Origin of the sequence: Bifidobacterium commune (assembly GCF_900094885.1) — a bacterium.
GTDB classification, from domain to species: domain Bacteria; phylum Actinomycetota; class Actinomycetes; order Actinomycetales; family Bifidobacteriaceae; genus Bifidobacterium; species Bifidobacterium commune.
The window spans coordinates 652033-665963 of the sequence record NZ_FMBL01000001.1; the positions used below are offsets into that span (position 1 = coordinate 652033).

13 protein-coding genes are annotated in these 13931 nt (G+C 52.4%); 7 read left to right on the plus strand and 6 right to left on the minus strand.

Going from position 1 to position 13931, the window contains the following annotated elements; translation table 11 throughout:
* Positions 1–103: 103 nt before the first annotated feature.
* A complete protein-coding gene (locus GA0061077_RS02585; RefSeq protein ID WP_091847619.1) occupies positions 104–1231 on the minus strand; it encodes a branched-chain amino acid aminotransferase in 1128 nt (375 codons plus the stop codon).
* Here GA0061077_RS02585 and GA0061077_RS06720 point away from each other — a divergent pair.
* Positions 1211–1423: a hypothetical protein gene (locus GA0061077_RS06720; RefSeq protein WP_143249585.1), complete on the plus strand. Its 213-nt coding sequence runs from the start codon at positions 1211–1213 to the stop codon at positions 1421–1423. The genes GA0061077_RS02585 and GA0061077_RS06720 overlap by 21 nt on opposite strands.
* 70 nt (positions 1424–1493) lie before the next feature.
* On the opposite strand, the gene GA0061077_RS02590 is transcribed toward GA0061077_RS06720, so the two are convergent.
* Complete coding sequence (locus GA0061077_RS02590) at positions 1494–2141, minus strand: 50S ribosomal protein L25/general stress protein Ctc (protein ID WP_091847335.1); 648 nt, start codon at positions 2139–2141, stop codon at positions 1494–1496.
* Between the two features lie 333 nt (positions 2142–2474).
* On the opposite strand from GA0061077_RS02590, the gene GA0061077_RS02595 reads away from it, so the two are divergent.
* From GA0061077_RS02595 to GA0061077_RS02620, 6 genes are all read left to right on the plus strand, one after another.
* Positions 2475–3476, plus strand: coding sequence for an alpha/beta hydrolase (locus GA0061077_RS02595; protein ID WP_091847336.1), 1002 nt, complete (start codon positions 2475–2477; stop codon positions 3474–3476).
* Positions 3477–3720: 244 nt separating this feature from the next.
* Positions 3721–5763: an AMP-dependent synthetase/ligase gene (locus tag GA0061077_RS02600; RefSeq protein WP_091847337.1), complete on the plus strand. Its 2043-nt coding sequence runs from the start codon at positions 3721–3723 to the stop codon at positions 5761–5763.
* A gap of 347 nt (positions 5764–6110) precedes the next feature.
* On the plus strand, positions 6111–6764 hold the full coding sequence (locus tag GA0061077_RS02605; RefSeq protein ID WP_091847338.1) for an amino acid ABC transporter permease: 654 nt from the start codon (positions 6111–6113) through the stop codon (positions 6762–6764).
* A complete protein-coding gene (locus GA0061077_RS02610) occupies positions 6751–7425 on the plus strand; it encodes an amino acid ABC transporter permease (RefSeq protein ID WP_091847339.1) in 675 nt (224 codons plus the stop codon). Before GA0061077_RS02605 ends, GA0061077_RS02610 begins: the two co-directional genes overlap by 14 nt.
* A complete protein-coding gene (locus GA0061077_RS02615; RefSeq protein ID WP_091847340.1) occupies positions 7418–8266 on the plus strand; it encodes an amino acid ABC transporter ATP-binding protein in 849 nt (282 codons plus the stop codon). Before GA0061077_RS02610 ends, GA0061077_RS02615 begins: the two co-directional genes overlap by 8 nt.
* A 304-nt stretch (positions 8267–8570) precedes the next feature.
* Positions 8571–9473, plus strand: a complete 903-nt coding sequence (locus GA0061077_RS02620; protein ID WP_091847341.1) for a cysteine ABC transporter substrate-binding protein — start codon at positions 8571–8573, stop codon at positions 9471–9473.
* A 240-nt stretch (positions 9474–9713) separates the two neighbouring features.
* On the opposite strand, the gene era is transcribed toward GA0061077_RS02620, so the two are convergent.
* From era to GA0061077_RS02640, 4 genes are all read right to left on the minus strand, one after another.
* Positions 9714–10697 (minus strand): GTPase Era, encoded by a 984-nt coding sequence (era, locus tag GA0061077_RS02625; protein WP_234696470.1) that lies wholly within the window; start codon positions 10695–10697, stop codon positions 9714–9716.
* Complete coding sequence (locus GA0061077_RS02630) at positions 10690–12099, minus strand: hemolysin family protein (RefSeq protein WP_091847343.1); 1410 nt, start codon at positions 12097–12099, stop codon at positions 10690–10692. The genes era and GA0061077_RS02630 overlap by 8 nt, the downstream gene beginning before the upstream one ends.
* 146 nt (positions 12100–12245) lie before the next feature.
* Positions 12246–12797 (minus strand): rRNA maturation RNase YbeY, encoded by a 552-nt coding sequence (gene ybeY / locus GA0061077_RS02635; RefSeq protein WP_091847344.1) that lies wholly within the window; start codon positions 12795–12797, stop codon positions 12246–12248.
* On the minus strand, positions 12794–13927 hold the full coding sequence (locus tag GA0061077_RS02640) for a PhoH family protein (RefSeq protein ID WP_091847345.1): 1134 nt from the start codon (positions 13925–13927) through the stop codon (positions 12794–12796). Before GA0061077_RS02640 ends, ybeY begins: the two co-directional genes overlap by 4 nt.
* Between the last annotated feature and the right edge of the window lie 4 nt (positions 13928–13931).

Below are 13931 nucleotides of genomic sequence, written 5' to 3' on the forward strand. Positions count from 1 at the left end.
CGCGCGCCCAATCACCAATAAAACGGTTTGCACCGAACCAAATCCAGGCACGGCACATACCGATTTTCCCATCCCGTAACGGATGGGTTCAGACCATCAGTAGTTAGCAGACCTTCCACATCCATTCGTGCGGGTCGGCAACTTCACCCATCTGAATGCCAAGCAACTCCTCACGCAGCTTCAAGGTCAGTTCGCCGGACCGTCCGTCGTTGACTTCGACGTCGAATTTCTCCGATTTGAAGCGTCCGATAGGTGTGATGATCGCAGCAGTACCACAAGCGAACACCTCAGTAACCTCGCCGGACTTAATATCCTCAAGCAGATCATCAAGCTTGATCATGGTTTCAACCACATTTCGGCCGTGGTCCTCCGCCAACTGAATAAGCGAACGACGGGTGACACCCGGCAGGATGTTGCCCGTAAGAGACGGTGTTTCCAGATGTCCATCCTTATGGACAGCAAACACATTCATGCCGCCGAGTTCCTCGAGATAGGTCTTCGTGGCTGCATCGACGAAGCATACCTGTTCGCAGCCCTTCTCAGCACCGCGGTACTCCCCCAGAATTGATGCCGCGTAGTTGCCGCCACATTTGGCGAAACCTGTGCCGCCAGGACCAGTACGGAACCACTTGTCCTCAACCCATATGCTCACCGGCTTTATGCCGCCCGGGAAATACGGACCAGAGGGTGAAGCGATGACGCAATAATCGACGGTTTTCGGAGCGCGCACACCCAAGAAAGCCTCAGAAGCAAACATGAACGGTCGCAAGTAAAGCGTGTATTCGCGACGACTCGGTACCCAATTTACGTCACGCTTGGCCAACGCGGCAACCGATCCCAGGAAATCCTCTTTCGACAGTTCCGGCAAATACATACGCTTGGCAGAATTAGCGAAACGTTCCGCGTTCGCATCTGGGCGGAACAGCCACGTGCTGCCGTCGGCGTGGCGATACGCTTTAAGTCCTTCGAAGCATTCCTGAGCATAGTGCAGAACGGAAGCACCCGGATTCATCATAAGCGGACCGAAAGGCTCAATGCGTCGCTCACCCCATCCGCTTCCTTTTTGCCATACCATGTGGGCCATGTTATCGCTGAACACTTGGCCGAAAGCAGGCTTGTCAATCATTTTCACACGCTCTTGCTCTGAAGCGGGATGCGGGTTGTCAAGAACCGGGAACGATTGCGTCAATTGTGACAATACTTCTGAATCATGATGGGATTGTTCTGTCATAACATTCTTCTTAATTTTTCCGTCGTTGCAGCGGCGGAAATCGCGGATTGTCCTGTGCTTGAAGCGCTTGTGGCGCCCGATATCACGCAACTCTTTCACACAAGAGGACAAATGGAGCGAAATCGTTCACAATATGAAAAGCATCGGCAGCCACTTGCCCAGAGCAAGAACAAAAAGCCTGCATTGCCATGAATATATGGAAACGCAGGCTTTGAACTTCCGTCAATACGAAAGAACGCTCATATTCTTGTCAGGATACGAGTCACTTCTTTTCGGCATCGGCCGCAGGAGCTTCGCCTTCAGCATCGGGAGCATCAGCGCCTTCAGCGCCTTCAGCATCGGAGGACACTGCGGTGGTCGCGGTGGCATCTGCAGGAACCTCAACAGAAACAACGGATTCGTCCACGTCGGTGTTGACAAACTCGACACCTTCGGGCAGATCCAGATCCTTGGCGAAGACCTTGTCGCCGTCCTGAAGACCATCGATATTGACATCGATACGCTCTGGGAGCTGATCGACACTGGCACGCACGCGCAGCTGCTGGATATCGACGAACGCAACAGCGGCGCCCTTCGGGGTACCCACGGTGAAGACCGGAACATCGACCTCGATCTTCTCGCCGGCCTTGACTTCGTAGAAATCGATGTGCTCTACGATGCGCTTAACGGGGTTACGCTGGACGTCCTTGACAACGGCCATCTTAGATTCCTTGCCGTAATTGATGGTGAACAGGGCGTTCTTGCGGCGCAGGCCAAGCGTGGTCTCACGCATGGGCAGCGTCACGAAAACGGGATCGTTGCCACCGGCGTAGATGGTTGCAGGAATCTGCTGGGCAACGCGCAGACGGCGTGCAACGCCCTTGCCGAACTCGGTGCGGACTTCACCCTCGAGAGTGATGGTATTTGTCATTATGATCTCCTTGAACAATCAACCTGTCATATTTACTGCGTTGTTTCGGTGCACCGACGCGCCGAAAAATCGCAGTCTCCAAAGAGACTTAAAATATTCAGCCCAGTCGATAACGGGAATTGCTTCCCCTCGCCAAAGCGCGATAAACCGTATGATTTATCAAAACAACGTGTTCATGTTAAACCGTCAAGCAGACATTGCAATCTAATCCACGCAAACATCACAAGTTCATCGGAAACAACCAGCATTCATTGCCTGCTCCTACAATTCGGCTTTGTGAACCTCACCATTTATCATGGAACCAGGATTCGCGAACAACGGAAGGACCATCTCATGGCTCACGGTAGAGGAGAAACAACTGTCGTTCGCAATCTTCTTTACGCAAGCACCGTCTGCGCAGGTGCGCTCTACATCGCAGCAGACTATTTCTTCCGTTTCGCCCTTGAGCCGAACTGGCCTCATTCGTTGATCCACAGCGGGCTGCAAGAGCACATATCAATAACCAGTCAACCATCCCTTGACGAGCAGGAAGAGAACGAAGCACTTGGATGGTTCGAGGAAGCCAGACGCGAGGCGGTCATCACGGCTGCGGATGGCGTTCGCTTGCATTCCTGGATACTTGACCCCGATTGCTCAAACTCACCGGAACACCTTTATGTGTTCTGCTGCCACGGTTATTCCGGCGCTCCGGCGGAAATGTCCAAATATGCCCACAGATTTTCCAAGCTTGGCTTTACAGTAATCACCCCTGCAAGCCGCTGCCACGAGTTGAGTGGCGGGAAATATATCGGTATGGGCGCTTTGGAACAGCAAGATCTGTTGCAGTGGATCGAAGCCGTTACAAAAAAGGATCCCAAGGCAAAAATATTGCTGGATGGCATCTCAATGGGCGCCTCCACGGTGATGCTCGCCGCCGGCGCACCGGACCTTCCCCCAAATGTCGTGGCCGTCATAGCCGATTGCGGATACGATACGCTGGAAAACCAGTTCTTGTACAGTGCGCGCCATTTTTACCATATCCCAAAGTTCGCCGCCAAACCAGTAATTGCCTGCATAAGCGCCATCTCGCACCATAGGGCAGGCTACCGCTTTTCGGATGCTTCATGCGTTGACGCATTGCATCGTGCTTCGATCCCAATACTGTTCATTCATGGGTCAGCCGACAGCTTCATCAGCCCCGTGAGCCTGGAACGCAACTTCCGCGCATGCGCGAGTCCAGTGAAGCAAAAGCTCATGATTTCGGGAGCAGCTCACACCATGTCGGCAAGCACGCAACCAGAACTGTATTGGCGTGCCGTGACACAGTTCGTCAAAACCGCATTCGGCCTGGCATAAACGTAACTCCTGTCCCAACACTTCAACTCCGAGCACTTCCGCTGAACGCGCTCATGCTTGTTGCGACAAGCCCGTATCGATATGGACCGATTCCACAAGTACGGCCCCACCGGCAATGCCCATTATCCCTTGATACACATCTGTATTCCTACGCTACCGTAAGGTGACGAAACCTAAAAAAACCGATAGAATCGGCTTCATCATCATATTATTGCGCCGCTATTGAAAGTCGAGGAGACAACACGTGTCAGTCATGAGCTCACTGAAGAAAGAAACCCTGAAGCTGAGTCAGAAGGCTTTTCATTTGGGAAGCGGCTTTGAGCACCCGGTTAACACTGAAGATCCGGACATGCCGGATTTCAACGATACCAAGGAATTGACATTCGTCAAGCCAGTGAACTTCTCCACCTTGCCTCATAGCAGCGAATGGGGTCCGGGTTATCCCACAAAGCTTTTCGTTGACGACCAAACGGGTTTCCTCACCTTGTCGACCGCGGGCAACGCCCCCATCGACGACGACATGTCCATTTACGATCTGTATGCACAACGTGCACAGCGCATGGGTGACGATCCGCTTTACACTTTCAAGGTCGATCATCAATGGGTCACGAAAACAGCCAATGAGTTTCTTGAGGACGTGCGGAACACGGCCAAGGGTTTGATGCATTACGGAATCGACAAGGGCGACACCGTTTCGTTCATGTGCCACACATCCTACGAATGGGATGTGGTGGACGCTGCGGTCACTGCTATCGGCGGTGTACTGGCAACAATCTACGACACCGACTCAGCTGAACAAATACGCAATATCGTCAACAATTCCGACTCCCGCCTCCTCATCGTGGAGAGCAAGGCCATGCAAGAAAAGGCTGATGGGGCCGTTGAGGAATGCCCGACCCTGGAGAAAATCTACACGCTTGAGAGCGGAGCTCTTGAGGAATTGTGCGACTACGGCCATTCGGTCACCGACGAGACACTCGACGCACGTATTGACTCCATCAAGAAGACAGATCTATGCTCCATCGTTTACACTTCGGGATCCACCGCCGCACCCAAGGGTGTGGAGATGACACACGAGCATTATTGCACCACTGCCTTGAACCTACGCGACTACATGCCGGATCTACTTTTACAAAAAGGCAAGTCCGTGCTACTTTTCCTGCCACAGGCACACACATTTGCACGAGCTGTCAATTACATCGTGGTGGCCAGCGACCTGAGGATCTATATTGCAGGCGGCATCAAGACGCTGACTAGCGATTTGCAGGCATCCAAACCCATTGTCACCATTCTCGTGCCGCGTGTACTTGAGAAAGTTTATAACGCCGCTTCCCAGAAGGCAGGACACGGAGCCAAGGGAGTCGCATTTGCAGCGGCCGTGGTCGCGGCACAGCAATACGAGAAAGAGATCAGCGAAAACGGCAAGGCGAGTTTCACTACTCGTGCACGAAGAGCTGCATTTGACCCAGTCGTGTACAGGTCATTGCGCGAGGTTCTTGGAGACCATGCCGAATGGTTCGTCGCAGGAGGGGCACCGCTCGACCCCGAACTCCTCTCCTTTTTCCGAGGCGCAAGCGTACCTGTTTATGAGGGTTACGGGTTGACCGAAACCACGGCACCCTGTGCATTCAACCCAAGGGGAATTCCCTACCATCAGGGTTCCGTTGGTGTCCCTTACCCAGGCTTCTCGATTCGCTTGGCCGAAGATGATGAGATACAGGTAAAGGGAACTTGCGTTTTCCATCGCTACCATAAGAACGACGAAGCCACCGAGCTAGCGTTCACGGACGACGGCTGGTATGCGACCGGCGATCTCGGACGAATTAGCGATGAAGGCTTCCTGTATATCACCGGACGCAAGAAGGATCTCATCATCACCGCAGGCGGCAAGAACGTAGCCCCCGGGCCCATTGAAGAGATCATTCAACGTTGCGCATTCGTTTCTCAGGCGCTGGTCCTCGGAGACAAACGCCCCTTCATTTCCGCACTCATCACGCTTGAAGAGCAATCGTTGCGCGCTTGGCTCGATGCTACCGGACTTGATCGCGACATGCCTCTGGAAGAAGCCTGCAACAACGCCGTGGTACGTGCCGAGGTGCAGAAATGGGTAGACAAGGCGAACGCTGGCGTATCGCGTGCCGAATCTGTGCGAAAGTTCATCCTTCTTCCTGAGGAGTTCTCGCAGGAGAACGGCTTGCTGACCGCATCAATGAAAGTAAAGCGCCCTGCAGTTCTCAGGCACTACTCGAATTTGCTCAACACCCAGATATACACAAAGAAAAAGTAGCCGCTCGTTTTATTCGCGACGCCAAACTTATCCCGGTTATTCTACAACCTTGAAAACCTACGTCGACAAGAGATTACGCATTAGTCGGAATATTTCATGGTAAAACGAATTGCGAATCATGTTTCGACAAACCATTTGGCACAACAGCAGTCCCCCTAATCATGGGATTTCTAGCTGCGAAACCTTATGTTGATAACAACCTATCAGGTATACGTATGACACAAACCGTGCGCCTTCACCGATACCAAGTTACTATTGGTTACGTGCCGCATTCTGGACACACCCAGATTGACTGACACCGACAGGCTAGCAGGCAAATCAGCATACATCACGAGGCAGGAGAGCACATGGATTGGAATTTCATCTTCCATAATGCCCACTACTTCGTAGACGCCGGTTACATGACCATTTTCATTTCGTTGTTCGGCGTCATCTTCAGCATTGTGCTCGGCGTGTTTTGCGCAGCCATTGAAGTGGCGCGAATTCCGCTTTTGCGACAAATCGTTCGCATTTACATCGAACTTTCCCGCAACACCCCCCTGTTGGTTCAGCTGTATTTCCTGTATTTCGGTCTGCCGAAACTCAACATCTCGTGGTCGGCGCAAACGTGCGCGATTGTAGGCCTCACATTCCTCGGCGGATCATATATGGCGGAGGCTATTCGCGCAGGATTTGAGGCCGTGCCGCAGATTCAACGTGAGTCGGCACGTGTGCTTAGCTTCAACGCCTTGCAAATGCTTGTTCATGTTACGTTGCCGCAAGCCCTTTCCACTGCCATTCCCGGTGTGGTCGCCAACATCATCTTCCTTGTCAAGGAGTCATCGGTGGTGTCTGCCATTGCTCTGGCCGACGTCATGTACGTTACCAAAGATTTGATAGGACAGACCTACAACACATACGAATCGTTGGCGTTGTTAATCGTCTCTTACTTGATCATTCTTTTGCCAATCTCAATCCTCGGCACGATTTTGGAGCGGAGGTTCGACTATGCACGGCGCTGAAATACTGATACAGGCAGGCGTCTTCCCCCGTTTATTGCAAGGGCTGTGGGTCACCATCTGGATAGCCGGGGTTTCCGTGATCTTCTCTTTGCCGATGGGGCTCATCGTCGGTTGGCTGATGACGCTGCACAACCCCTTCATCAGATTGGTGATGAGAATCTATCTTGAGTTCGTGCGCGTCATGCCGCAACTGGCATTGCTGTTCATAACCTTTTACGGTTTTTCACGAGCCTTCGACTGGAACCTGGATGCCACCAGCGCATGCGTGCTTGTGTTTGTCCTTTGGGGCGGCGCCGAGCTCGGAGATCTCGTGCGTGGCGCTTTGGAATCAATACCTCGCACCCAGTATGAATCAGCTCAAGTACTTGGGCTTAATTCTTGGCAGACGTTCAGCAGGGTGATTCTTCCCCAAGCTCTACGTCGTCTGCTTCCTGCAGGAGTAAACCTTGCCACACGAATCGTCAAAACCACCTCATTGGCGGCATTGCTTGGCGTGATCGAAGTAATCAAGGTTGGACAGCAGATCATCGACGCAAACCGCTTCCTATATCCGAATGCGGCACTCTGGATCTATGGCGTAATTTTCTTCATGTATTTCCTGATATGTTGGCCGCTCTCGATCGTGGCCAGGCAACTCGAAAAGAGGTGGACTCATGACTGAGGCACTCAACACAGTCGACACGGATTCACAAGACAATGCTCTCCATCTGCGGCATGTGACCAAACTATACGAGAAAGCCGACAAACCGGTGTTGAACGACATCTCCTTTGATGTTCTGGCCGGACAGGTGCTTGTCATTCTCGGTCCCTCCGGTTCCGGCAAGTCCACTCTATTGCGAACCATTGCCGGTCTGGAACCCATTCAGGGTGGCGATATCTCCATCGGCCGCGACGTTCTTCGCGCTTCGGACAAGGGACACACGAGCCAATCGAAACCTTCTGACAATTCGCTTTCGAAACCCCTTAGTAGCAATGCACACGACATAAAGGTCGGAATGGTTTTTCAAAGCTATGACCTGTTCCCCAACAAAACGGTGATCGGCAATATTATGCTCGCACCGGTCTTGGTTCAGAAGCGAAAAAAGCAAGAAGCTAAGGCCGAAGCCATACAATTGCTTGAACGCGTGGGTTTGGCGGACCGTCAAGACGCTTGGCCGCATGAGCTTTCCGGAGGGCAACGTCAGAGAGTCGCCATCTGCAGGGCCCTGATCGAACATCCGCAGATCATGCTTTTCGACGAAGTCACCGCCGCACTCGATCCGGAGATGGTACGTGAAGTTCTTGACGTGATCGTAGAGCTCGCAGACAGCGGTCAGACCATGCTGATCGTCACCCATGAAATGGCCTTCGCACGAGCTATCGCCGACCGGATCATCCTACTTGAGAACGGCAGCATCGTCGAAGAATCAAACAACGCCGAAGCATTCTTCACCAATCCCCAATCACCGCGAGCCAAGCGTTTCCTAAGCACATTCACGTACAGCCGAGAACGGCAGAATTGATTCTGCTTTAACCAACAACCAGCAAAGGGAGGTCGAAACAATGAATCGAAACACACCAACAATGTGCAGGGCAACACGAATGCACGGCAAAACGAACACAAATCGATGCCAGACCATGGCCTCGTTGGCCCACTGACATATTTCATCCGCTCCAACGCCAAAGTCGCCAGAAGGTCATTAGCACCTCTTCGACAATCGGCACATTGACGGAACACCTCATTCCGGTTTTCCTGGATCTTCGTGCTTCCGATAACAACAAAACCCTGCACCCTCAATAATTTTGTAAATAAAAGGAAGAACAATCATGGCAACAAACGTATTTAAACGTACAGCGCAAGCAACGATTTCAGCCGTGGCAACAGTCACCATGCTCGCCGGCTTTGCCGCCTGCGGCCCTTCCGGCGCGACTCCGAGCAATGACACCAGTGGCAAGTCCGACTCTGACTCCAGCAAACAGCAAACCGCACGCACCCTCGAACAAATCAAGAGGTCCGGCAAACTCAAGGTCGCAGTCTTCTCAGATAAGGCGCCGTTCGGTTATGTCGACAAGGACGGCAAGAATCAAGGCTATGATGTGGTCTTCGCAAAGCGTCTGGCCAAAGATCTCGGCGTGAAGCCTGAATACACCACCGTCGATCCCGCTGCTCGTGTCGATGTACTTGCCAGCAACAAGGTTGACGTAACGCTGGCCAATTTCACGGTTACGTCTGAGCGTAAAGAAAAAGTCGATTTCGCCAAGCCATACATGAAAGTGGCGCTCGGTGTGGTCTCCCCTAAATCCAAGCCGATTACCAGTGTCGATGAACTCAAAGGCAAGACACTGATCATTGCCAAAGGCACTACGGCCGAGCCTTACTTCGCCAAGTATCCGGATATCAAGCTACAAAAATACGATCAGTACGCGGATGCCTACAACGCGTTGCTTGACGGCCGCGGAGATGCCCTGAGCACCGACAACACCGAAGTGCTCGCATGGGCCAAGTCTAACAAAGGATTCACCGTCGGCATCACCAAACTCGGCGATGAAGAGCCTATTGCTCCCGCCGTGCAAAAAGGCAATAAGGAACTCCTCGACTTCATCAACGATGAGATCGTCAAACTTGGTCAGGAACAGTTCTTCCATAAGGATTACGATGAAACGCTCAAACCGGTGTACGGCGATTCCTCCAACCCCGATGACATCGTTGTAGAGGGCGGCAAGATCTAGGCGTAACGCATTGACTTGTACGCTCTGATACAGAGCAGCAACTCAAGACTGCGCCCGCCGGCTATCATGGTGGCCGGCGGGCGCAGTCTCTTACACATTTTATGCAACCTACCGCGTAAACAGCAACGAACAGACATCTGATGCATATAGTTTCACAGCACCCGCAATGAGAAATCCTTGCCAATGTTCAATGCCATTGGTAATGGATTTCTCATTATCCGTCAACAGTTCGCAACCGATCTAGAAACCCAGCCGTTCCAGCTTCTTGGGATCGGACTGCCAACCCTTGGCAACCTTAACATGAAGGTCAAGCTTGGACTTTTGACCGACGATACGATTGACTGCGGTACGCAGACGCTTCTTAACCTGAACGAGATGTTCGGCACGGTGACCGAGGATGATGGGCTTCTGGGAATCACGCTCAACATAGACCGAAACCATCACATGCGCTTTCCCGTCCTCGGTCAGAGGGTTGTCGGACTCGCCCGGCAGGTCGATTGAATCGACAACCACCGCCAGGGAATGCGGCAGTTCATCGTCCAATTCTTCAAGGAACGCACCACGCACCAGTTCGCCGATGGTATCCTCAGGCTTTTCTTCGGTTACCTGATCATCAGGGTACATTTGTGGGCCTTCAGGCAAGTTGTCGATTAGTACCTGCTTGACCTCGGCAACGTTGTCGTGTTCCAAAGCACTGACCGGCACCAGATCAGTAAAATCGGCAAATTGGCTAATTTCAGTAAGCTTGGCCATCAGCTCATGACGGTTGAGTTCATCAATTTTGGTAACAACAGCAATCAGCGGGACCTTCCAGATAAATGCACCGCTCTTCTCGTCCTTGCGTGCGAATTCACTGCGAAGACGGCTTAAGATACGCTTGTCACCCGGTCCGATCTCTTGATCTGCTGGCAGAAGAAAAGTGATTTCGTCGACATCACTCAGCGACTCGTCGACCACATCATTAAGTCGCTGTCCAAGCAGTGTTCGCGGACGGTGAATGCCAGGGGTATCAACCAGTACCATCTGAGCGTTCTCGGTCGTCAGAATTCCACGAATAGCCTTACGCGTGGTCTCAGGTCGCGAAGAGGCGATGGCAACCTGAGTGCCGATCAACGCATTGATCAGTGTGGACTTGCCGACGTTCGGCCTTCCAACCACCGCCACAAATCCGGAACGGTAAAGTGCTTTGCCTGGTTCAGTGTTCAAATTGCTATTATCAGTCATCTTGTTCGTTTTCCTTTTCATCCTGCTTCACGCCTTCATCGGTTTCACCACTGCCGTCATTGCCATCTTCAAGTGGAACGGGCTCCACCACAATCGTCGACACCTTTTTGCGTCGTCCGGCCGAATCGACTGCGGTCAGACGCAAACCTCGCGTAACCGCACTCATACCGACGATCGGTACACGGCCAAGCAACTTGGTCAACAAACCATAAACCGTATCCACATCGTCCTCATCAATGTCCACTTCGAAAAGTTCCTCAAGATCAGCAATCGAGGTGCGTGCGGGCATCTGCCACTTGTTCGGCCCTATCTTTTCAGGTTCCGCATGCTGGATGCGATCATGTTCATCATCCAACTCTCCGACAATCTGCTCGATGGCATCCTCAATGGTCACCAATCCGGCAATTCCGCCGTATTCATCAACAACCACGGCAACATGCTGACGAGTACGCTGCATTTCATGGAAAAGATCATCAACAGGTTTGGATTCTGGCACGAGCATAGGGACTCGGCTGATGGATTTGACTTCCCTTTCCCGTGCTCCCAAATTGAAGGCCGTGGCACGTACTGCGTCCTTCAAATAAGCCATACCGACCAAGTCATCAACGTCATCGCCGATAATCGGGATACGCGAGAACCCGGATCTCGAACACATCTGCAAGAAATCCTGCAAGGACGCATCTGACTCAACGCAAATCATGTCGGTGCGCGGCACCATGATTTCACGAGTCAGCGTATCTGAAAGCATAAGCACATTACGCATCATTTCAGCAACTTCTGGATCGAAATCGTCGGTTTCCACCAATCGATCGATGGTCGCACGACCTTGCTCACGCTGAATCTTCTCCAAAGCCTCATCGTCGGACAGTTCGTTTTCTTTGTCATGACGCCGTTGTTCCTTGTTTTCGCGCGACTTGGCAAATGGCGTGAGCTTTACCGCGAGGGAAATAATCGAAGAGTAACGCATCATCAAATCAAGCGGCTGTGAGGTACCGGCCGAACTCGGACGAAGTAAAATTGAAACCACAGCCACCATCAAGGCAAAAACCGCACCAACAGTCACTGCAACCCACAGCGGCTGATTGATCAGCATGACGATAACGGAAACCAGCACACCGTCAAACACATTGCAAAATATACGGAAGAAAGCGCAGGAACCTGCCGTGGCATAACGGTCTACAATCAACTTCTGAACTTTGTGCACCTTTCGAATCTGCCGATCCTGCACTAATTTGCCGAGTTCCTGATCCTCGGTTTGAATTCTGATAATCCGATTGTTCAGAATGGCTTTAGTAACGCGCGAAACCGCTGATTCGCCCAATGCCATCAGCCACGACAGCCAGACCAGCAAAGCCGCCACGATGACAAGCAAGATCACTGTCGTGATGGTCAAAGTATCCATATACTGTGCACCTCCCTACATTCCAAATTCATAATCGATACAACGTTGCCGTATTGTTCACATTCATCTCTACCAAATCCAATGGCGACAACAACAGGCCCTTCGCCTTAATCGGATACATACATATATCCTGCATCACAGCCGTCTCACTGTTCCTCATTGTCGTTACGACCTGTACTATGCCCGGCATCCCATTGCGCCAACAAATCAACAGAGCCCGAAGGCAACACAGCCTGTGGAACCTGCCCTTCCCTCACCGCAAGGAACGTAAGCAACAACTGCCGTTGAAGGCCGAACATCTGCTGTTCCTGCTCGACATCGACATGATCATAACCCAGCAGATGCAAAATGCCGTGAATGGTCAGAAGCATCATCTCGTCCATAGCGGAATGTCCGGCCGCCGCCGCCTGCTGCTGCGCAACCCAGGGACAGATGACAATGTCGCCTAGAACACCTTCCATCATCTTTCCGTCCTCTCCAGGGCGCAACTCGTCCATTGGGAAGCTCATCACGTCCGTTGGCCCCTCCAACTGCATCCAGTGCATATGCAGCTGAGCGATTGGATCAGGATCGACAAAGAGTACGGTTAAATCGGAATTCGTGCTCACCTGCATGCGCCCCATAACCCACAAGCCCAAGTCAGAGAAGATTTTCGGATCAATCTGCCAAATCGTCTCGTTGGTCACTTCGACGCTCAATGACGTTCCTTTCCGTTAGTTCTCCAACCTGCTGTTTTATTCGAATATGCATCATACGCCTGGACGATTCTGCCGACCAACTCATGTCGCACAACATCTTTCGATCCTAGGTGCGCGAAAGTGACGCCGTCGATCGTTCCCAAGATAGATTCGATGGATTTAAGCCCCGAATGAGGCACCATCAAATCGATCTGGGTGACGTCGCCGGTGATGACCATCTTGGTGTTGAATCCAAGACGCGTTAGGAACATCTTCATCTGCTGTTCGGTAGTGTTCTGCGCCTCATCAAGGATGACGAACGCGTCGTTGAGCGTACGACCTCGCATATATGCCAACGGAGCCACTTCGATAGTGCCATCCGTCATGTAGCGATGCATCTGACCTGCACCGAGCATATCAGAAAGTGCATCGTACAGGGGACGCAGGTAGGGATCAACTTTGTCGTTCAGCGTGCCTGGCAAGTACCCGAGGCTTTCACCGGCTTCAACAGCCGGACGCGTAAGGATGATGCGACTGACTCTACCGTCCTCGAACGCACGAACCGCCTTGGCTACCGCCAGATAGGTCTTACCAGTTCCTGCAGGGCCGACAGCAAAAGTGATGGTGTTCGAGTCGATAGCACGAACATAAGCAACCTGGCCAGCGGTTTTCGCACGAACGGGCTCACCATTGGCGAAAGCAATGACATTAGGAACATGGCGATTCCGGCGCGCCGCCCGATTGCCGTCATGGTCCGAATCATGATGGGTCGCCGGATATCGACGATCGCCCGAACCTGCGAAACCGCGGGTATATGAGCGTTGCGCATATCCATCCCCACGTCCGCCATCACCCAGCAATCCGGATTTTTTGCCAACTTGGCGCGCTTCAAGCATGCGACGCACATTTAATGAGTCGGCTGGGGCACTGTAGGCGGAATCTATGACATTGCCCAGCACATCGGCAACCTTGTCCGCCTCGATGTCATCGCGCTTGGAATATGCGGAAATCTCAACGCGGTTGCCCCTCACGAAAACATTGACTTCTGGGAACGCATGCCGAACCTCGGCAAGCACTTCGTCGCCCGGCCCCAACACAGCAACCGGATCAAGTTCCTCGGGGATAATGATGACTCGTTTAGCGCTGGCCACCGTT